Here is a 21,542-nt window from a genome sequence, read left to right as displayed (position 1 = left end):
TACAATTGATGCAGGTTTTATTAAACCGTCCCAGGCTATCTTTACAACTTTTTAAATTAGATCATAAGCTCAGTCAACCCCCAAATTGGATAGGATTTTGCACTTATCACATTTAAAATCAAATTTATCCAGTATTCGATTTTCTAACTTCCAGGCACCCCCACAAGAAGGGCACGCATCAGGAACATCATTATCGTAATTAAACAAATAAAAATAACAATCTTTATTTGTAAGCTGTTTGATTCGATTGCATATTTCTATTCCATCTACTGTCAACTGACTTTCGATTGAGGAAAGTAGCTCCTTAAAATATGGTTCATTAATATCCCCTCTATCCCATATTGCATAAACATTATCATAATTAGAGTGCCACATATTTATATCATAATAAGATGCATTATCACTATAGGTATATGGAAACTTATATAACGGAATAGGATCAAAATTATCTAATGATCTCAACGGCAAATAACTGTTCCCATACAAAATATACGCAGACGCCTCTGAATAGTTGCCATTTAGTTCTTCCGGATGTTCTCCTATTTTTTCAATTGATAATTTCAGTGAGTAATCTTCTTCAATATTGCTAATCCATTGTTTTGCATAAATATTTAATCCGTTTGATATTACTTCTTCACCCGGACAACTTATAAAAATGTAAACTTTACCTGCCGTAAAACTCACAACGTTATCCTTATAAACAATTTGATTGTTCCGATTTAACGAATTCAGCAAAGCATGTACATCAATTAAAAAAAATGGCTTTAACTCATCCGGTATCGGATCACCTGAAAATATGAGCTGATAAATTATCATAGTCATCCTTCTTTTTGTATATTCCTTTTTCTTCTCTCTTATCCATCATTTCAGCTGCCTGCTTTTCCCACTCTTTCAGTTCTTCATTATACCTGGTGGCATCTTCATATAGTTTCCTAAACGGATAGGGAATGAGCTCAATTGAATTAATAAAATGTCTTTCTCCAAATTTCTTTATCCTGTTATACTCAGTTCCTGGCCCTTCTTTCCAATTGCCCTTGCCATACTTTTTATCCAGCAACCTTCTGGCAAAACCTTTAGGATCTTCATTTGATTGTGGCCTGTAATTCTCCGCCCACCCAGGCACATCTGAACCCTGTTTTTCACCAGATTTAACCTGTTTTTTTCCTTATAAGTCCCCTGATAGTCCGGATCATCCAACTCGCCCTTTCTATAGTTCGATTTTGCCCATCTATATTGTCCTCTCTGCAAAGTATATTCCAAATCTGTAGAAGGTATCCTTATTACACCAGGTTCCGACAAATCTATAGGTACTCCTTCCAGCGCACGTAATCCTGAAACAGGTGCAGGGATCGCGGGATTCTTAAGAATTATGACAGGCGGAATCGGAATGGCAGGAGGCGGAGGGGCGGTTACGTCAAAAGAATTCACTACTTCAATAACTCTACCTAAAGAAATTGGGAACGGAGGCTCCAGTCCGTCCAAATCAATAAATGCTATAGGACTGTTTCCACCAAACCGATATGGTGTTAATTCTGGAAACTGTGGAGTCAAGGGATCCTCACTCAAAAACCTTCCTACTCTTGGATCATACATCCTCATCCCATAATCCTTCTGATTCCCATCTCCCTTCACATCATTCTCCTTCCCATTAAAACCATACCTATATCCACCACTACTATAACTCCTATCCGGCTGAATCATTCCAAACGGATAATAATCATTCGCACTCATCACCAACGCTGTATTATCAGCTTTCAACTCATCAGTTACCGTTGCCAGCACATTACCTAAATGATTGGACAACTCATACTGCTTCTTATTCGTAGTACTCCATAATTCGGCTGCACCAATTGCCCCTGCAGACACATTCAATTCAGGATACCATGAACCTAAACGAGCAGTACCATACAATTGTTGCTCCTTCCAATACACATTACCATCGGCATCCTTATTTCCATAGATCGGCAACACATTAACCGTAGCATCTCTCACATACCAGGTCTTATCTACCTGCCCTGCATGTGTATACACCTTACTCACTATAATACTCACCCGTTCCTTAAAGTCTTCCAATACCTCCGGTTCCCATATATTCGTACTGGCCTTAAAACCTAACGATTGAAGATCCATCAACATCTAAAATATTCTTGTAAAACAGATCACGTATTTGATCCGTTGACGAAGTGGTTACAAAATATCTTTTATAATTTTCTCATTCGACTTTAACACGTAAATTCACTGTTTTATCTTTTCCTATTTTGTCTCCTTTATAATGAAAGTGTATATCCCATAAATAGTCACCATTTTTTTGCATGGTTTCCTTAATGACAATTCTCCTTCCAAAGTTTAAAATCTCAACACTATTCGCATCATATTTTTTTAAGTAAATAACTTTATTATCATTAATACGTTTCGCCTCAATTCTGACTTCAATATCAAATGCAAGTGGTGCACCAAAGAAAACCCCTAAAACATATTCCTCACCTCGCTTAATTTTATTTGAATTGAATACACAATAAATAGGAAATCCTTCCCAATTTATAATTTGATTTTGCTCATCATATTGTATTAATGAAACTGTTCCCAAATCAAGTGCTTTAAATTCAAACTCTTTTAATCTGCCATCAGGTCTATAACTTTTTTGCTCGCAAAATTGTTTACCACTTACCCAATATTGCTGTTCTTTAACTTTTCCTCCATGATAATAATTTGTCCAAAAGCTATCCATCATTCCATTTTTAAACTGGCCTACACTTTCTAACGTCCCGTCTGAAAAGAATTTTTTATAGCTACCATTTTTCACGGAATCACTTCTCAATTGAAATGATTCCGAAATTTTACCATTTTCATTTAACACTACTTCTATAAATCCTCCATTACCATCATTAAGGAATGACTTATAACTATTTTCCGCCCCTTGATTATTACATCCATAAACCAAAGGCACCAAACTGCATATTCTTGCTAATGCTGCCATTTTGTTTAATATCTTCTTAATTATTATTCTCATTCCCTTTTTTTGATCATTCAATATGCGATTAAAGGTTCCCACAGGATTATTACTTTCAATATGCCCGCTATCTTGCAGTTGTGAGCAACTTGGACAATTCACACTATCGGGCTTTTGCTCTGGGAACAATTTACCATACACTTTTTTCAAATAATCTACTGCCCCCTTTTGATATAATGTATTTTTGAAAATTAGGCTTATGGATGAAAGTGTTCATGTAAAAAAAAGGAGAACACTCCGTTGGGGTAAGCCGTCAATGGTTTGGGACTATATCCGGCTGAATCATCCCAAACGGATAATAATTATTCGCACTCAACACCAACGCTGTATTATCTGATTTCAATTCATCACTAACCGTAGCTACAATATTACCTAAATGATTTGACAACTCATACTGCTTCTTATTAGTAGCACTCCATAATGTAGCAGTGCCACTCGCACCAGCATTTATACTCAAATCAGGATACCATGAACCTAAACGACTCGTCCCATACAATTGTTGTTCCTTCCAATAAACGTTACCATCTCCATCCTTATTCTCATAAACCGCCAGCACATTACCTGATACATCTCTCACATACCACATCTTATCCACCTGTGTACCATGCGTATACACCTTACTCACTCTGTTACCATCTGCATCATAGGTTACATCTTCCTGGTAAGCTGTACCTGCTGTAGATGCGTCCCATGATGGAACACCAATTGTCAATGGATGCTGGCGCATCCTCTTCAGGCGGTTCAACTGATCATATCTGTAACTGTAACCTACTGTGTTGCCGAATTGAGATAATGATACCGTCGCTCGACTCACATTTTTGTTTTGCAAAGCAATATCTGTATCTCTTATAGGGTGTCAGGAAGAATTATCATGCTGTTAATAAAGAAAAAAGTGCCTTCAGGTATAATCTGAAGGCACTTTTAAAAACAATGCATTTATCATCTTAAGCCTGAAACTCTGGATGACTAATGATTTTTGTATAGTTTTCCTTTAAAAATCCAGAAGCCCATTTCTCAAAAACAGTATAGTAATGAAGAAACAAATCTGCTACCAACAATATGTATTTGCTACTTCTATCTATCGCTTCCTGTGTGTTTGTAACTACATATTCATTCTTTCCGGATACTTGCATTATAATTGGTTCTTTCCTGCCATATGTAGAAGAGTCTGAATTATATTCGTCTATTGCATACTGATCATAAAAAAACATAAATGACTGCCTACAGAATATTAAAGACTTTAGATCAGTTTGAAGATTACATTTTATTGTCTTCCCATTAATTTTAAATGATAAATCCGGGAAAAGATATCCTTCAAGACTATCAAAGTACATCTCCTCCCTGTTTTTATCAAAGACAATTGACACCCCTTCAAACAATTCCTTTTCAATCTGAGAAGGTAAAACGCTCTTTTTAAAAGATGGTAGCGATGAGAATATTAACTCATCAAAATACTCCAAAAAATCCTCCCTAATTAAAAAATAGGTACGGGGATAAGACGCAGCCGCTGATTCAGCAGAAGGATATACTTCTCGCTGAAAAAACTGATATCCTTTTGTTTTAATATCCTTTATGTATTCAAATTGATGTTCGATCAGATCCAAGTCTGCTAATCTGCAAAATTTAGGTAAAGGCTCAAGTACCTCACTCCATTCTAATTGATCAAAATCTATAATACTGATTTCTCTATGCCACTCAATGAATTTACGAAATGAAAAATCAGAATAAAAAAGTTTGTTTACTATTCTTGCATACTCTGGTGATTTTTCAAAATCTTCCAATAGTAATTGATGATAACCCAATATAGCAGGGTTTATAAACTCAGAAATAAAACGTACAAAGTTCATGATTCAAGTATACTGTAAAATAGGAAAAGTCGGTATAATAATGGAAGTAACTACGCTCCTCCTGCAACAGGTACTAAAACAGGAGGCTTTATATCTGTAGCAGGATCCTTTTTTCAATCTGTGACTTCTTTCTATTCTTTCTAAAAGATGTTAATGAAGAAAATATTAAGTTATCCAAATATTCGACGAAGTCATCGCGAATTAAAAAATAAGGGCGAGGAAAAGAAGCAGCAGCTAATTCAAAAGAAGGATATGTATCCTGCTGAAAAAATTGATAATGCTTAGCTTCGTTGTTATTTACGTATTTAAATTGACATTCAAAAAGCTCTAAATCTTCCAGTTTACCATATTCTCCAAATATATCATCCATTGTTTTCGGCTGAATACGATCAAAATCAATAATATCAATATGCTTATGCCATTCAATAAATTGGTGAAATGTCAAATCGGAATAAAAAATGTTCTTTACCGCACTTGCATATTGTGGCGAATTTGCAAAATCCGCCATTAGCAATTGATGGTAATCAGTTATAGCAGGGCGTATAAACTCTGCAATAAATCGAACAAAATGCATATATATTTTTTTACAAAGCCAATATAACAATTATTGCTTTTATTAAAAAAGCAGCATTCACAGGAGCAACCAAAATTGGTTGTGGCGGATTCTCTTTAGATGGATCCTTTTGATCTTTCGTAAATAAAGACGGTGCCACTAGGGAGTGTAAATTTTTTGTGTAAACTCCTTCCCCGGTTTTTGTGCCTACCATGATAAGTAACCATAATAGGCCATTAACACAGGAAATTTTACAGTCTCGTCGATGAGAAATCTGTTATTTTTTATGAGGTATTCAAATTAAATATCGATATAGCTATATAACTAGTCCTTTTTTCAAAGGAAGTGCAAAGGGGCTATTCCCTTTCTTTTTATGCAGCAGGAAGTAAAGAAGAAAACATTCCATGAACAACAGTCCTCTGTTCCCAACTGGACCAGCTGTGTATAAATAACCCTCCAAACTCAGAAATACCAGTTCTCCCCTTTGTAATCCCATTGCATATTTTTAAATTTATGACCATGTAATGGAGGGAACTATATGTCGCCTTATGATTATTATAATGATGAAATGTTGCTTCCACTGATAGCAAAAGGTGATGAATCCGCTTTTACAGTGCTTTATCACAGGTATTGTGAGAAAATATATTCCTTTTTGCACAGGATGACAAAAATCCCTGAGATTGCAGAAGAATTAACCTCTGACATTTTCACCGGTCTTTGGACAGGACGGGAATTGCTGGTTGAAGTCAGGAATGTAAAGGCATTCCTTTCAAAAGTCGCTTATAACAAAGCCATGGATTTTTTCCGCCTCACGGCTCACCGCCAGCAATTACAGGCTGTAGTGGCGGCACAAATGGCTGCAGGTACTGTCGCAGATGCTGATTTCAAACTGCTGGAATCAGAAACCAAACGCATATTACAGGAGGCCATCAACAATCTAAGCCCACAAAGAAGACGAATATTTATTATGCACCGGGAACAGGGCATGACACATGAACAAATTGCACAGGCTCTTCAGTTATCTCCCGAAACAGTCAAAACTACCATGTCAATGGCCCTCAAAAGCTTACGTGCGTTTTTATCCCAACATGGCCTGAACAGTATTGCAATAATTTACTATATAAACTTTTGGAAATAAATTTTTCTTTCCAATACCACTCCACTCATTTTTAAACGTCTTACTATATAAAGGGCAACTATTATGGAAATATTTCCTGAAAGATTTTCATATCTCTTTGAAAAATATTCGACAGGGAAAGCTACGCCGGAAGAGCAAACGGAATTCTGGGCAGCGATTGCTTCCTTCAGGGATGAAGATAAGGTGCTAATAGAGTCCCTGATGCAGCAATGGTGGGATAAAAGGGACATGGACGACGACCATACTATTAATAATATTGACAGTGAAAAAATGCTAAGACGTGTATTTGCATCCGGTAATAACCGGGTTACAAGACCACGTTTAAGATATTGGACTGCCGCAGCAGCTGTCATATTCCTGTTCATAGCCGCAGGCGCCTATTTGAACTGGCAACGGCAAACGGCTCCCCACAAAGGCGTACTCGCTGCCACTACGCACGATCTGCCGGCAGGCAGTACCGCTGCTACCCTTACTCTGGATGACGGCAGCAAAATTAAGCTGGACAGTACCCACCAGGGGCTGCTCACCAGACAGGGGAATGCATTGGTCAGAAATAAACAGGAAGGATTAATTTATGAAGGGCAGCCAGGTGGAGCAGTAAGATATAATATTCTCACTACTTATAAAGGTGAACAATACCCGGTTACATTGGAAGATGGTACCAGGATCTTACTGGATGCCTCTTCTTCCCTGAGATTCCCCGTTACCTTTGATGCGCATGAACGTCGTGTAGAAATAACAGGCAGGGCCTGGTTTGAAATTGCACCGGTAGCAGGAAAACCTTTTTATGTCATAAACGGTGATAAAAAGATTGTCGTACTGGGTACTAAATTCAACGTTACCGCCTACAACAATGAAAATACAACTTGGATCACGCTGGTCACAGGTAGCATCAAAGTACAAACTGGTAAGGCATCACAATTATTGACACCCGGACAGGAAGCTGTTATACATAATGGTACTGAGCAAATACAAGTGAACAATCAGGCAGATGTAGAAGAAACCATTGCCTGGGTAACCGGCAACATCACCTTTCATAACGCTGACATCGCTACTATACTGCACGAAATAGAAAGATGGTATGATGTACAGGTAATAATAAAAGGGACTTTGCCCGATAAAAAATATTATTTCAGCGTTTCCAGGTCCGCATCGCTGGTAGATGCATTACGTTTTTTAGAGATTTATCATATAAAATATATAATTAATGGGGAGAACAAAACATTGACTATTCAACCAGCATAATCAGCCAACTATTTTTTTCGGTAAAAAAACCGGTAGTGAGTCCAAGCACTACCGGTGAAAGCCGGACATCAAATGAGACATAGTCTAGGGGACTAATTATTATTTAATATCCAAACAACCAAAATTATGCAGATAACTGCTAATGGCAAAATATTGCCATTTATGTCACCAAAATCGCTTTTAATTATGAAGCTTACAGCCTGGCTTTTATTGGCCGCTTGCTTACAGGTTCATTCAAAAGGCATCGCACAAATTACCCTTACTGCTCAAAAAGTTCCGCTGGAAAATGCACTACAGCAAATCAGGAAACAAAGCGGATATAACCTGGTCTACGATGTAAACATGGTAAAGGATCAGAGCCACCCGGTAAATGTGCACCTTGTAAATGCATCTGTGGAATCTGCACTGGAAGAGGTACTACGCGATCAACCACTTACTTTTCAAATCTCCGGGGGCAAAAGTATTTACATTATTGAACGTAGCAGGGGGAATGCACCTGCTGCCCCCCAGGACACCATCATTAAAGGTATTGTCACAGGAAATGATAACACACCACTACCGGGTGCCACTATCAAGGTGAAAAATACGAGAATAGGAACCAGTACAGATATTCAAGGTGGGTTTGAATTGAAATCCGTACCGGGAAACGCTGTAATCCAGGTATCCTATGTAGGTTATGATAACTATGAACAGCCACTGAATGGCAGGAGTTTTGTTGCAGTCCGCCTCAAACCCGGCAGCAGTAAGCTGGATGAGGTACAGGTAATGGGATATGGTACTACTACCCGCCGCTTTTCCACAGGCGATATTGCCACTATCAGTTCCAAAGAGATCGAGTCACAACCGGTTACCAACCCTTTGCAGGCACTCTCAGGCCGCTTACCCGGTTTGCTGATCACTGAGCAAAGCGGTACGCCAGGTGCAGGTATCTCTGTTCAGATCAGGGGAATCGCCTCCCTCCTTTCCGGTACGAATCCCTTGTATATCATTGATGGCGTACCCTTCACATCGGAAGCTGTTTACACTGCCGGCGGCAATAATGTGGGCTATCTTAAACCTTCTTTCGGCAGCAGTCCGCTAAACAATATTAATCCGGCAGACATCGAAAGTATTGATGTGCTGAAAGACGCTGATGCTACCGCTATTTATGGTAGCCGTGGTTCAAACGGGGTGATACTGATCACCACCAAAAAAGGGAAACCAGGCAAAACGCGTTTCGATGTCAGTGCTTCTACCGGTTCTACCCGTGTAGGCGATGTTCATAGCGTACAGGCACTTGATCTGAAAAAATACCTGGAAATTCGCAGAACAGCTTTTGCCAACTCAAATATCGCACCTACTGCCAGCACTGCCCCGGATCTGATGGTATGGGATACCACCCACTCTACAGACTTCCAGCAGCTGATGATCGGGAAAGCAGCGACTACAAATGATGCAGCCGTTTCCTTTACTGGCGGCAGTCAGCAAACAAACCTCCTGCTGAGTGGTAATTATCACAAGGAAACAGCAGTTATTCCCGGTGATTACAACTATCAGAGAGGTGCAATACATTTTACAGCCGCACATTCTTCCGTCGATAGAAAGTTCACCGCCTCCATGGGAGCCACCATGTCCTGGGATAAGAATAATAACGTAGTCCGGTTAGGATATTCTTACGACCTGGCAATGGTGGGACTCACAAAAGCACCTAACTTCCCGCTATATGATAGTACTGGCAATCTATATTGGATAAACAGCTCTTCTACTAATTATGAAAATCCACTGGCTTATATGTATAAGCAGTATAGTATGAAGAATAACAATATCATCGGCAATATTTCTCTCGGCTATACACCAATAAAAGGATTAAATCTTAAACTCAACTCTTCCTATAACAAGCTGTTGTCAAATTCACAGAACCTGAGCTACAGCAAATCGATCAATCCATACGACAATACGCTGCCCGGTGCACTCTTTATGGAGAATGTGCTGACCACCTGGAACGTGGAACCACAGGCAGAGTATTCCCGTCAAATCAGCCACGGAATTTTGAATGTGCTTGCAGGCTCCACATTTCAGTCCAGTTCTTTTGACCAGCCATATTACCTGGTCGCCTCCAACTACACCTCCGATGCATTGCTCACCAGCCCCAGCGCTGCGGGTAAACTGAGTGTCTATACATTCTCATCCGAATACAAATATCAATCTGTATTCGGACGTATCAACTACAAATGGGATAATAAATATATCCTGAATGCGAATTACCGTTGGGATGCCAGCTCCAAATTTGGCAAAAATAACCGGTATGGTAGTTTCGCTTCCATTGGCGCCGCATGGCTCTTTTCGCAGGAAAAGTTCATGCAGCCTTTAAGTCCGGTGCTAAGCTTTGGGAAGCTGAGAGCCAGCTATGGTACCTCTGGTAATGACCAGATCAGTAATTATCAATACCTGGATACCTACTCTACCAGCTACTATAGCTATAATAGCGTAGGGGGGATCATTCCCAGCAGGATCTCCAATCCTAATCTCAAATGGGAGGTCAATCATAAAAGAGAGATTGGACTAGAGCTTGGATTCCTCCATGACAAGATCCTGGTTACCGGCGCATGGTTCCTGAACAAAACCAATAATCCGCTGGTACAGGGCCCTCTTGCTACTGTGACAGGCTTTTCTTCCTCTTATATGAACCTTCCTGCTACTATCAAACAGGAAGGTATGGAATATAGCCTGACCGCTCAACCAGTGAAAACCAAAAATTTCTCCTGGTCAGCTGCTTTCAATATTACTTTTGCCGATACCAAACTGACCGCATTCCCTTCCCTCATCAGTACCTCCTATGTTTACAACTATGTAGTAGGCGAATCGATGAGTGCAGTACATGGCTACAAATACCAGGGCGTTGACGCTACCACCAGTCTTCCCTCTTTCCTGGATGCTAACAACAACGGGACCACCGCATATAGCTCCGAAACAGGCCTTACTAAAAATGGCCTGGGTGATTATGTTTACTTAGGTAAGTCAAATCCTGACTACTATGGAGGATTGAATAACTCATTCCGTTATAAAGCGTTTCAATTGGATATCTTCATCCAGTTTACCGGGAAAAACATGAAGAAAGGTGCAAAATCATTGATCGCTGCCACAGGCTATAATCCTATTAATATGCCTGCATCGTCTTATGCACTGTTCAAGGAAACAAATGGGAAAATCGCCACTCGTACTTTCTCTTACACCGAAGGGTCTGCCTATTTATCCGGCGTAAAATACCAGCTATCAGACGGAGTGTATAGTAATGCAGCTTATGCGCGTCTTAAAAATATATCCCTGGTCTACAACTTTAACAACGAATGGCTATCCCGTGTAAAAATGACAGCTGCACAGATTTATGTGAGAGCACAAAATCTGTTTACCATTACCAACTTTGACGGATATGATCCCGAAACGGGGGCTGCAGGTATTCCTCCATTAAGAACCATTACCGCTGGCTTAAAACTTTCATTCTAAAAAATGACGCAAATGATCCGCAATATAAAATCTATCATATCAATATATCTTTGCCTTCTTTTAGTGGCAGGCTGTAAAAAATTTGCTGATGTAAACGTCCCGTCCAATCAGCTAAGTTCAGGAAATGTATTTTCAACGAATTCGACTGTGAAAGCTGCCATAAGTGGTATGTTCGTGACACTCTCTACCTCTGATTCGTATGAACTACAACTGGGGCTCTCTTCGTATACAGGTATGTCAGCTGATGAACTGGATTTCAATAGTACATCAGATACGTATGATCCCTTTCTCAACAACGCAATTGGCTCCGATAATACCAGTATCCAAGATCTGTGGACGGACCTTTATGAAGTCAACTACCAGGCCAATAGCATCATTGAAGGAATTACCAACAGCACGGCTACACTCACAGATTCAATCAAACAGGATGCACTGGCCGAAAGTAAATTTGTAAGAGCCTTTTGTCATTTCTACCTGGTGAATTTATGGGGGAGTGTTCCATTGGTGACCACTACCAATGTGACAGTGACAAAGAACATTGCCAGAAGCAGCACTGATACCGTATATCAACAAATCATTGCTGACCTGGAGAGTGCCGCTGCCAACCTGAATAAGAACTATACCTTCTCCGGTGGGAAACGCATCATGCCTAACAAATATGCGGCCATGGCCTTACTGGCCAGGGTACACCTCTATCTTGGTAACTGGCAAAAAGCTGCAAATTATGCTGATTCCGTAATAGCTCAGAGTAATGGACTTTATAACCTTCTTACCTCTGCCAATATTGGCAAAGTTATGACAGCCAATAATAATGAAGCTATCTGGCAACTACCATCCAGCGGAACTACCGGGTATACAATTGAAGGTCAATATTATCTCATTATCAGTCCTACTCCGTCTTACCTGATCTCTGACCATCTTTTAGCTGCATTTGAAACCGGTGACCTCCGGTTATCCAACTGGATAGGGAGTGTAACGGTTGATAACGTGACCTATTACTATCCTTATAAGTACAAATTGAAAGCAACCAATACTACCTCCCTGGCAGAATCTGTCACTTACCTCCGGCTGTCAGAACAATACCTTATCCGGGCAGAGGCTAATATGGAATTAGGAAATACCGCAGATGCCATTGCGGACATCAATATCATCCGTAACAGGGCCGGGCTGGGTAATACCACCGCTACTTCAAAGGAAGAAGTCAGGCTCGCGATTGAAAAGGAAAGACAAACCGAATTATTTACAGAATATGGTCACCGGTGGATCGATCTGAGACGCACCGGGAGAATAGATGCCGTGCTGGGAGCAGAAAAAAGTAACTGGACTTCCAATGCTGCCCTGTATCCCATTCCTCTGAATGAATTGTATAATGATATTCATCTTACCCAAAATCCAGGCTACTAATGAGAAAATATAAATGGCTGGCCATACTCTGCCTGACAGGTCACATAGCCAATGCACAGGCGGGCCATTATGAGATTAAGGGTACACTAACCAGCATGGATAATGCGACTAAAATATATGTGACTCCATTATCTATGACTGGAAGAGGATTTGTGTATAAGGAGATCATTGATAGTGCTGCCGTAGTGGATGGACATTTCCAGCTTACCGGTACCATAGACTACCCTAAATATGTGCAGCTGACATTGGTGACGGCAGGAGCTGCGGCTGAAAGCGGCGCTCCTGACCGCAGGAAAATACTTAGGATGTTCCTCACACCTGGTGAAACCAAAATTTTGGGAGATAGTATATTCTCCCGTTCCCAGGTGGCCGGTAGTGCTTTGAATGAGGAATACAAGATGTTGATCACCATGTCCGGGCATTATGATTCTATTTTGAGGCCGCTGCATGAGCACTATTATAAAGCGTTGTATCAGGCAGATATACCGGTGATGAAGCTTTACAACGATTCGCTAAATAAAATAAAACCTCAGCGGATGCAGGCATTTGCCGGGTTTGTAAGTGCGCATAACAACTCTCCTGCCGCCATACTTGCAGCATCGATGTTGACCGAACCAGGCAATATTGATACGCTGTTCTCTCCCGCACTTGCCAACTCTCCTGATGGACTGGCCTATTTCAAAAACCAGGAAACTCATCGCCCAATTATAAAAACAGGAGAAAAAGCACCTGATTTTACTTTAACAGGTGCAGACGGGAAGAAAGTAAGTCTGTCTGGCTATGCCGGGAAATACGTGCTCATTGATTTCTGGGCCAGTTGGTGTGGGCCCTGCCGTAATGAGATGACTTTTATGAAGAAGCTGTATGCTATGATAAAAGGATCTTCCTTTCAGTTATTAGCAGTATCCGTTGATACCAAAAAGGAGGATTGGATGAAAGCCATCAGTGAGGAACAAATCAGCAGTTGGACCAACATATCTGATCTGAAGGGGATGAAAGGAACTGTTCCTGCCTTATATGGTGTTCAATCCATTCCGCATAATTTCCTGGTAGGACCTGACGGCAGGTTGCTGGCAGAAAATGTGCATGGAACAGCACTGTTAGACCTGCTTGCTAAATATTTACCGGTTAATGATAAATAGCTGGAGGAGATTTGCCTCCTGCCTACGCAGGATCGTATAAGAAGCCTTTTGATTTCATTCAGTTTTTCACATTTTCAGTGGAGAAATGGCAGAGCGGTCGAATGCGGCGATCTTGAAAACCATTGACTGTAAAAGAATTCGGGGGGAATCCCTCTTTACCCGCATTGAAAATGGGAATAATTAAGTAGGTTGTACTTGATTATTCCCATTCTCTTTTACAGGCATTTTTTAAAAAGAAGTGGATCGAATTTAGCCCCGCTAGTTGTCAATACTTTTGTTGCCTATCCCATTTGGATATTATACAATGATCACTACTTCCATCCACCTGTTACTTGGCACCCTTACCCTCTATCCCATATCTGAGAATTTAATTATCTCATTTTTTATTCTAAATTTACGCCTGCTATTAGAGACGCTGGGTATGAAAATGGTATATTTGTTCCACCTATAGCGCTAAATCCGACTGAAAATTGCTATAAACAAGAGATGCAACACAACTTCTAAGATATTTTAACCACAACAATATTTGACTACCTCAGTAAGCATGCCAGCTACGCTGCCTGCCATCAGTTTTCATTATACCGATATTTATGAATAAAAAAGCTACCCTTACATTCCTTATTTTATTTTTATGGATATTGACTCCCAAAGGATATGCTATTACCCCTCCGGCAATTGCCAACCTGGATGGAGACGCAGTATCTTTTACAGTAGCAGGAGCCCCTGTTCTGCTGGATGCAGGCAGCAATGCGAATGTGACAGCCGGTACCGCGAATAACTTTACCGATGGACTATTAACTGTTTCTATTACCAACAGTGCAAGATTCAGTGAAGATGAAATCAGTATCAAAACTACCGGACAAATTACTGTCAACGCAAACCTGATCTATTATGCAGGCACCCAAATCGCCGCATATTCGGGTGGCAAAACAGGCAGGAACCTGAAAATCCGGTTTAACAGTAATGCCACAGCCACGGCTATTGATGCTTTATTACAGAGTATTACCTACTATAACAATTACAGCTACTGGCCCTCTACGGACCCACGTATCATTCAGTTTACATTAAGTGATGGGAATGGTGGTATAAGTTCTCCTGCCAACATTACGGTATCGTTTATCAATATTAACCACGCCCCGGTGGCTAATGATGAATATTATGTTCTCGCTACAGATCAGGCCATTTCTCAAACCGCCCCAGGCCTCAAAGCGAATGATTACGATATGGATGGCGATGCCACTACATTTAGTCCTGTCTCTCTACCGCTGCATGGCAGCTTATCTCTCAGCAACTCAGGTAGTTTTTCTTATACACCCGATGCTGGTTATGCAGGATTAGACAGTTTTACATATAAGTTGTGTGATCCTAACGGAGCCTGTTCCGGTAACGCGAAAACACTCTTCTTTATAGGAAGCACTAACGTTACTCCGAACCCCGCCAATGATAATTACACAGTCAACCAGGATGTTGCCCTATATGTCAGTAAAGCTACTGGCGTGTTAAGTAATGACAATGATCCTAATAGCGGATCACTCCGTATTTTCAATCGGGCATCGCTGGTTACGGCGCCTGTTCACGGCATACTCAGACTGGCGGTTGATGGTAGTTTTGACTATTACCCCAATAAAGGGTTTAGTGGTACAGATCAATTTGTATATAGTAACTGCGATGCACAGGGTGCATGCGCAAACGCTACCTGTACCATCACAATAAACAGCGTTAATACACCTCCTTATGCAGTAGATGATGTTTATACGGGGGATGATAATACCCCGGTTACTGGCAATGTTTTATCCAATGATACTGATTATGAGGGAAATGCACTGACTGCTTCTCTTATATCCGGGGGGGGACCCGCAAGCGGTACTGTTATTGTTAATGCAGACGGTTCATTTACCTATACTCCCTATAGTCAGTTCGGCGGTATAGACAAATTTCAATACCAGGTTTGTGATAATGGCATACCTTCTAATTGTGATACAGCGGAAGTGATATTTGTAATTACAAGCGTGAATGCTACGCCTGTAATTACTACTACGACCCAGGCTGCTGCACAGGAAGATACTCCTGCTGCTATCAATAGTTTCTATTTTTCAGATACAGATGCCGGCAGCAATGCGGTTACAGTAATATTATCAGTTAATTCCGGTGTTGGTACATTGTCTGCCAACCCTGCTACCGGAATTACTATCGTTCCATCAGCTAACGATTCCGTCATTATTAAAGGAAGTATTGCTGATATTAATACCTATATTTCAAGCGATAGCGTAAGATTTACAGGGGCACTTAATACGTATGGTAACGTATTACTGACTATTACAATCAACGATGGTGGATTTACCGGCGCAGATCCCGGTACTTCTGGAGATGCCGGCAGTGAAGAAAGTACGAAAACAATTTCTTTCAATATTACATCGGTCAATGATGCACCCGTAATTACCGTACCTGCTGCCAAGACATTAGCCCTGAACACTAATCTTGTAATAAGCAATGAAGTGTCTGTGTCCGACGTGGATGCAGGATCAAATTCCGTACAGGTAACAATGACTGTCAACCACGGTGTTATCTCGTTACCGTCTACATCCGGACTGGTATTTTTGATTGGCTCAGGCACCGCCGATGCTACGAACACCTTCTCTGGTACGCTTACAGATATCAACAACGCTTTAAGCACAATTATATACACTCCAACAGGTAATTATACAGGTACCGATATCTTACAGATCACAGTTAGTGACCTGGGTAGTTCAGGTGCCGGTGGGGCAAAAACGGATACAAAAACAATTGATATTGCAGTAGGCCCGTTAAAACCGTTCATCATCAACGTCACTTCGACTAACCCGAATCAGGTCTATAAAACAGGGGATCTCATCACCGTGAAAGTTGTATTTAACGAGGTCGTAAGTGTAACCGGCACGCCAGTGTTAATTATGGAAACCGGTACTGTCGACCCAAATGCCGTTTATGCTGCAGGTACAGGCACAGATACGCTGCAATTCAATTATACTGTACAAAGCGGAGACCTGTCTGCCGACCTGGATTATACTTCAATGAATGCATTAAGCGGTGGTACAATTAAAGATAATGCCGGCAGTAAAGATGCGTTATTAGACCTGCCAGCACCGGGTGCCACAGGATCATTATCTGCTAATAACGATCTTCAGATAGATGGTATAGCACCCGTAGTCACTACGGTTACCTTACCTGCAGACAGCACCTATAAAACAGGAGATGAACTGAAATTTGTTGTTAATTTCAGTGAAGCTATAACGCTCACTGGTGCCACTTCATATTTGCCCATACAGGTTGGGACAAATACTGTAAATGCTACCTTCCTGTCATCCACTTCCACTAGTGCCACTTACCACTATACTATACTGGCAGGACAACAGGATACTGATGGAATAGGAATAGGACAATTACAATTGAGTACCACTACAATCACAGACATCGCTGGTAACAATGCCGTACTTACATTTACTCCTGGCAATACCACGGGTATACTTGTAGATGCTATAGCTCCTTCAGTGACTAACTTAACCGTTACGCCAGGATACTATAAAGAAGGTACAAACATTGATCTTACCGTTACCTGGCCTGAAAGTGTGTTCTTAACAGGTACACCACGTATCAGCCTCCTGATAGGAAGTACAACCGGGTATGCTACTTATATAAGCGGGTCCGGTACTAACACGCTCACATTCCGTTACACCGTTCAGGCAGGAGATAATGATACTGACGGAATCGGGATCGGAACAGCGATTGCTATGGGCACTATCGAAGATGCTGCTGGTAACGCTGCCGATCTTACTATTAATTATACGACAACGCCGGGAATTGTGTATGTGGATACAAAAGCACCTGCCGTAGTAAACGTAACGGGTCCTGCTGATGGCACTTATAAGGCCGGACAAATACTTAGTTTCAACGTAAATGTAGATGAGACTATAACAGTAGACCCCGCGGGCGTAACTCTGCCCGTTACGATCGGCACCATGCAGGTAGATGCTACACTCGTAAGCACTAGCGCTACTCAGCTGGTATTCAATTACACGGTAGTCAATGGTGATACAGACAATGATGGTATTGCTGTAACTGGCCCCCTAAGCATTCCTGCAGGTAAGATCACAGACCTGGCAGGCAATGAATTACTTCCGGCCCTCAACAACATTGCCTCATTGAATGCTGTGCTGGTAGATGCTTCTGCTCCTATTGTGACTGCCGGTCAATCTTTCAGCCTGTTTGAAAATATCAGCAGTAATACGATCATTGGTACGGTAGTAGCAACAGACAATAGCGGCACATTGAAAAACTGGCAGATCACACAAAATGAAGATACAGACAATGATAACGTGCCCGCATTTGCTATAGATGCCACAACCGGACAATTAACTGTATACGATGCTGACGAATTCAATTTCGAAAAAACTGCTCAGTTCAATATCGCTGTAACTGTCAGCGATGGATATAATACAAGTGCGGCAGGCGTAGTCAGCATCTTCCTGAAAGATGTGAACGAAACACCGACAGTAGGCGTAGTAGCAGATCAGACAGTCTGCGCAGGTGGTGAACAGGTTATTACAGTCACCGGCATCTCTGCCGGACCGGAGAGCACTCAGACCAACACACTTACAGTCACGTCAGACAATGATGTATTCACCACACTCACAGTCACTGACAATGGTGATGGAACTGCAACATTGCGCTATGAGCTGAAAGCAGATGTGACAGGAAACGCTATTGTTACATTAACCGTGAAAGATAACGGGGGTACTGCCAATGGAGGTGTTGATGAAATCAGTACACAATTTACAGTAAACGTATCACTCCCTCCTGTTCTCAGCATCAGCAGTGATCAGGGTAACACTGTGTCAAAGGGTGCTACCATCTATCTCACAGCCACAGGTGCTGCAACCTATACCTGGGAGGATGCTGATAACATTCTTGGTGGACAAAACACCGCTACTTTAAATGTTCGCCCACAGGCAACGGCCACCTATACTGTAAACGGAGTTACAGCTGGAGGTTGTACCGCTCAGGGATCTATCGTTATCACCGTAATAGATGATTATAAACTGGATGCTACAAACCTGCTGACACCAAATGGTGACGGTATTAACGATAAATGGGTGATCCGGAATATTGACAGTTATCCTGATAATGAGGTGAAAATATATGACCGCACAGGCCGGTTGATATATCACAAAAAAGGATATCAGAATGAATGGGACGCTACAATTAATGGATCTCCGCTGGCCGAAGGCACTTACTACTACATTGTAACGTTCCCTTCAGGACAACATACATTTAAAGGATTCATCACTATTGTTCGCGATCAGAAATAATTAACATGAAAAAAATCTATACCCTCATACTCTTATTTTGTAGCGCACAGGCATCACAGGCGCAATCAGCTGGTAACGCGGTTTCCAATTTTGAACCACCGGAATCACAGTACTTTTTTAATCAATACCTGGCTAATCCGGCAATGGCCGGACTGGATTCAGGTATTCATATCAATGCTTCCTACAGACGTCCGTGGGATGCTATCCCAGGCGCACCCATTACACAAACTTTTACTGCCGATGCGAACCTTAAGAACAGGGTAGGTGCCGGATTGAATATTTTCAACGATAAGTCTGGCTTATTGCAGCGTACCAAGGTAGGGCTTACTTATGCATATCACCTGCCATTGGGCATGCGTGCACAGGCGTTACATTTCGGATTATCACTGGCGCTGGACATTCAGCGTCTTGATACCAAAAGTGTAAATGGGGAGACAAATGACCCGTCGATAGGGCGTTTTAACAGGCGGGATAATTACTTTGAAAGTGATTTTGGGGTAGCTTATACTGATCTGCACCTAACAGTTCAGGCAGCCTTGCCGAACCTGATATCGACGTTTAAAAACGATAACAGGGGTGTTTCCGGACTTGCCACTTACTATACTGCTGCCTCTTACAAATTTTATACGGGTACAGAGATTTCTAAAGTGGAACCTAAAATCGCCTATCGGGGTATCAATGGTGCTGACAATATTATTGATGCAGGGGTAAATATTGGTTTGCTGGATGACTGGGCCAATGTATCAGGGATGTATCATAGCAGTGGAAGCGTAAGCGCAGGAGCAGGATTAAATTACCAATCACTTTTTTCCCTGCAGGTCATATACATCACCCAGACGACGGGCTATAGTACTATTATGGGAAATAGTTTTGAGATCAACCTGCGCGTGAATATTGCGAAGTAGATACAGATGATTAGTAATATAGTGGCAAATGTCTTTCAACATTTATTCGTTGCCGGTGGCATTTCGCAAATATAATTGAGTCATATACAAAAGCAGCCGGTCCTCACTTTGGCCGGCTGCTTTATGATTATCATGTTTATTGCAAGGTTACTTTGATGATTTTAGTAAGATCGGGTAAAGTGGTAAAACTATTAGGATTCGGTACTGCCTGTATAGGAATGTTTTCCTGCAGTGGCGTACCCGCTAGGTTGAACTGGGTAATGCCTGCACCTGGAAACTGGTTGATCGCCGTTCCATCATCAAATAAACCAACAGAACCTGATACGTCACCTTTCTGTGTAGCGTCTATACCATTGCCAGTGGTGGCAAAAAACCAATCATTGGAGAATCCGTACATGGTTGCGATGGCAATCCTGTCACCTGCTACTATATTAAGCAGCTGAGATACTTTACCGCCATCTGCGCCGTTAATTTTGGGTAGTAATACCGTGCTGGTTGGCGCAGGCAATACATATACATTCTTAACCCCTGCCTTAGTTTTCAGCACTGCAGCCAATGCATCTGCACTTCCTTTTTGCGCGAGGTCTTTCAGTCCTTCAGCGCGATCATTTTCACCCACTTTATAAAATGGATTTTCACTGCCATCGTACACGACTACCAATATCGGAGATAAAGGAGTAAAGATCCCTGTAATGCCAGTAAGATAAGTGCTTAAGGCTGTATTGTCTCCCATTTCTGCAATATCTGTCAGGCCGTTTGCTGTTGGTTTATTTGCTGAATAAATGGGCTCGGGAAGTAACAGGTTGCCGCCAGCTACATAAGATATAGCCCAAACTCCCGGGCTGAAGGGTGTTTCGTTGGACGTACCGCCTGAGGTGTTCATAATCGTAGCAGTAAACGTAGAGTTACCGCTGTAGGCCAGTGATACTTTGATCAGGCTGGAAGCCGGTAGATATGTATTACCGTAATCATCGGTACTCATTACTTCTTTAATGTTTTGTGGTGTAGTTACCGCCGTTCCGGGATGTGTAACGTTCATTCCCGGCGCCTGGTTAACGCGGGTACCGTTATCCCACAACTTTATCTGGGTCGATACATCGCCGGTGATTGGTGTACCGTCATCGTTATACAATTTAATACCCGGGTTCTCCGGTGCAAAAAAGAGGTCATTACTCCAGCCATACATAGTCGAAAAAGTGAGCCGTTGGTTCTTTGCTGCCGAGAAAGTAAAAGATACTGATTGCCCGGGAAGGATTACCGGAGGTGCTCCTGTACCTTTGAATGTGCCTGATTCTACTAATGGTTTGCTATCCAGTACATTCTCTATTGTAATGGTGTTGGACTGTTGCTCCGCTTTCTTGTCTTTGCTGCAGGCTGCCAGAAATACAATTACAGATAATGCTGTTAATGGTTTTAGGATGTTCTGTTTCATTTGTCTAATTTTTGATAAGACAAAGGAACAGATGTGAT

Annotated in this window: 14 protein-coding genes; 7 read left to right on the top strand and 7 right to left on the bottom strand. The window is 41.5% G+C overall.

Annotation, left to right across the window (positions count from 1 at the left end; all coding sequences use genetic code 11):
• Positions 1-69 precede the first annotated feature (69 nt).
• The 6 genes from QQL36_RS05095 to QQL36_RS05070 all read right to left on the bottom strand — a co-directional run bounded on the left by QQL36_RS05095 (position 70) and on the right by QQL36_RS05070 (position 5,431).
• Positions 70-816, bottom strand: a complete 747-nt coding sequence (locus tag QQL36_RS05095) for a DUF2310 family Zn-ribbon-containing protein (protein WP_321569187.1) — start codon at positions 814-816, stop codon at positions 70-72.
• Positions 817-990: 174 nt separating this feature from the next.
• The gene (locus tag QQL36_RS05090; protein WP_321569186.1) at positions 991-2,130 is read right to left on the bottom strand and encodes an RHS repeat-associated core domain-containing protein; all 1,140 of its coding nucleotides are present in this window, start codon (positions 2,128-2,130) and stop codon (positions 991-993) included.
• 82 nt (positions 2,131-2,212) lie between these two features.
• On the bottom strand, positions 2,213-3,160 hold the full coding sequence (locus tag QQL36_RS05085; RefSeq protein WP_321569185.1) for a hypothetical protein: 948 nt from the start codon (positions 3,158-3,160) through the stop codon (positions 2,213-2,215).
• Positions 3,161-3,263: 103 nt separating this feature from the next.
• On the bottom strand, positions 3,264-3,824 hold the full coding sequence (locus tag QQL36_RS05080; protein WP_321569184.1) for a hypothetical protein: 561 nt from the start codon (positions 3,822-3,824) through the stop codon (positions 3,264-3,266).
• Positions 3,825-3,954: 130 nt separating this feature from the next.
• Complete coding sequence (locus QQL36_RS05075; RefSeq protein WP_321569183.1) at positions 3,955-4,857, bottom strand: hypothetical protein; 903 nt, start codon at positions 4,855-4,857, stop codon at positions 3,955-3,957.
• Positions 4,858-4,945: 88 nt separating this feature from the next.
• The gene (locus QQL36_RS05070; RefSeq protein WP_321569182.1) at positions 4,946-5,431 is read right to left on the bottom strand and encodes a hypothetical protein; all 486 of its coding nucleotides are present in this window, start codon (positions 5,429-5,431) and stop codon (positions 4,946-4,948) included.
• Between the two features lie 517 nt (positions 5,432-5,948).
• Here QQL36_RS05070 and QQL36_RS05065 point away from each other — a divergent pair.
• From QQL36_RS05065 to QQL36_RS05035, 7 genes are all read left to right on the top strand, one after another.
• A complete protein-coding gene (locus tag QQL36_RS05065) occupies positions 5,949-6,548 on the top strand; it encodes an RNA polymerase sigma-70 factor (protein WP_321569181.1) in 600 nt (199 codons plus the stop codon).
• A 63-nt stretch (positions 6,549-6,611) separates the two neighbouring features.
• Entirely contained in the window at positions 6,612-7,793 is a 1,182-nt protein-coding gene (locus QQL36_RS05060) for a FecR family protein (protein ID WP_321569180.1), read from the top strand.
• 186 nt (positions 7,794-7,979) lie between these two features.
• Positions 7,980-11,276: a SusC/RagA family TonB-linked outer membrane protein gene (locus tag QQL36_RS05055; protein ID WP_321569179.1), complete on the top strand. Its 3,297-nt coding sequence runs from the start codon at positions 7,980-7,982 to the stop codon at positions 11,274-11,276.
• A 3-nt stretch (positions 11,277-11,279) separates the two neighbouring features.
• The gene (locus QQL36_RS05050; protein WP_415751053.1) at positions 11,280-12,680 is read left to right on the top strand and encodes a RagB/SusD family nutrient uptake outer membrane protein; all 1,401 of its coding nucleotides are present in this window, start codon (positions 11,280-11,282) and stop codon (positions 12,678-12,680) included.
• Complete coding sequence (locus tag QQL36_RS05045) at positions 12,680-13,822, top strand: AhpC/TSA family protein (protein WP_321569177.1); 1,143 nt, start codon at positions 12,680-12,682, stop codon at positions 13,820-13,822. Before QQL36_RS05050 ends, QQL36_RS05045 begins: the two co-directional genes overlap by 1 nt.
• 590 nt (positions 13,823-14,412) lie before the next feature.
• Entirely contained in the window at positions 14,413-19,167 is a 4,755-nt protein-coding gene (locus QQL36_RS05040) for a tandem-95 repeat protein (protein WP_321569176.1), read from the top strand.
• A gap of 5 nt (positions 19,168-19,172) precedes the next feature.
• Positions 19,173-20,072 carry a PorP/SprF family type IX secretion system membrane protein gene (locus QQL36_RS05035; protein WP_083722546.1) on the top strand — a complete coding sequence of 300 codons (900 nt, stop codon included), beginning with the start codon at positions 19,173-19,175 and terminating at the stop codon, positions 20,070-20,072.
• A 136-nt stretch (positions 20,073-20,208) separates the two neighbouring features.
• Here QQL36_RS05035 and QQL36_RS05030 read toward each other — a convergent pair whose 3' ends face one another.
• Positions 20,209-21,504, bottom strand: a complete 1,296-nt coding sequence (locus QQL36_RS05030) for a spondin domain-containing protein (RefSeq protein WP_321569175.1) — start codon at positions 21,502-21,504, stop codon at positions 20,209-20,211.
• Positions 21,505-21,542 lie beyond the last annotated feature (38 nt).

Origin of the sequence: Chitinophaga sp. LS1, from assembly GCF_034274695.1 — a bacterium.
Lineage (GTDB): Bacteria > Bacteroidota > Bacteroidia > Chitinophagales > Chitinophagaceae > Chitinophaga.
The sequence above is the reverse complement of the archived record's forward strand: the minus strand, read 5'-3'. Positions and strand labels throughout refer to the sequence as shown.

What these genes read in the sequence shown, in the direction of transcription:
- QQL36_RS05095 (WP_321569187.1), bottom strand. Translation starts at nt 816, where the DNA reads ATGATAATTTATCAGCTCATATTTTCAGGTGATCCGATACCGGATGAG.
- QQL36_RS05090 (WP_321569186.1), bottom strand. Translation starts at nt 2,130, where the DNA reads ATGGATCTTCAATCGTTAGGTTTTAAGGCCAGTACGAATATATGGGAA.
- QQL36_RS05075 (WP_321569183.1), bottom strand. Translation starts at nt 4,857, where the DNA reads ATGAACTTTGTACGTTTTATTTCTGAGTTTATAAACCCTGCTATATTG.
- QQL36_RS05070 (WP_321569182.1), bottom strand. Translation starts at nt 5,431, where the DNA reads ATGCATTTTGTTCGATTTATTGCAGAGTTTATACGCCCTGCTATAACT.
- QQL36_RS05065 (WP_321569181.1), top strand. Translation starts at nt 5,949, where the DNA reads ATGTCGCCTTATGATTATTATAATGATGAAATGTTGCTTCCACTGATA.
- QQL36_RS05060 (WP_321569180.1), top strand. Translation starts at nt 6,612, where the DNA reads ATGGAAATATTTCCTGAAAGATTTTCATATCTCTTTGAAAAATATTCG.
- QQL36_RS05055 (WP_321569179.1), top strand. Translation starts at nt 7,980, where the DNA reads ATGAAGCTTACAGCCTGGCTTTTATTGGCCGCTTGCTTACAGGTTCAT.
- QQL36_RS05050 (WP_415751053.1), top strand. Translation starts at nt 11,280, where the DNA reads ATGACGCAAATGATCCGCAATATAAAATCTATCATATCAATATATCTT.
- QQL36_RS05045 (WP_321569177.1), top strand. Translation starts at nt 12,680, where the DNA reads ATGAGAAAATATAAATGGCTGGCCATACTCTGCCTGACAGGTCACATA.
- QQL36_RS05040 (WP_321569176.1), top strand. Translation starts at nt 14,413, where the DNA reads ATGAATAAAAAAGCTACCCTTACATTCCTTATTTTATTTTTATGGATA.
- QQL36_RS05035 (WP_083722546.1), top strand. Translation starts at nt 19,173, where the DNA reads ATGAAAAAAATCTATACCCTCATACTCTTATTTTGTAGCGCACAGGCA.
- QQL36_RS05030 (WP_321569175.1), bottom strand. Translation starts at nt 21,504, where the DNA reads ATGAAACAGAACATCCTAAAACCATTAACAGCATTATCTGTAATTGTA.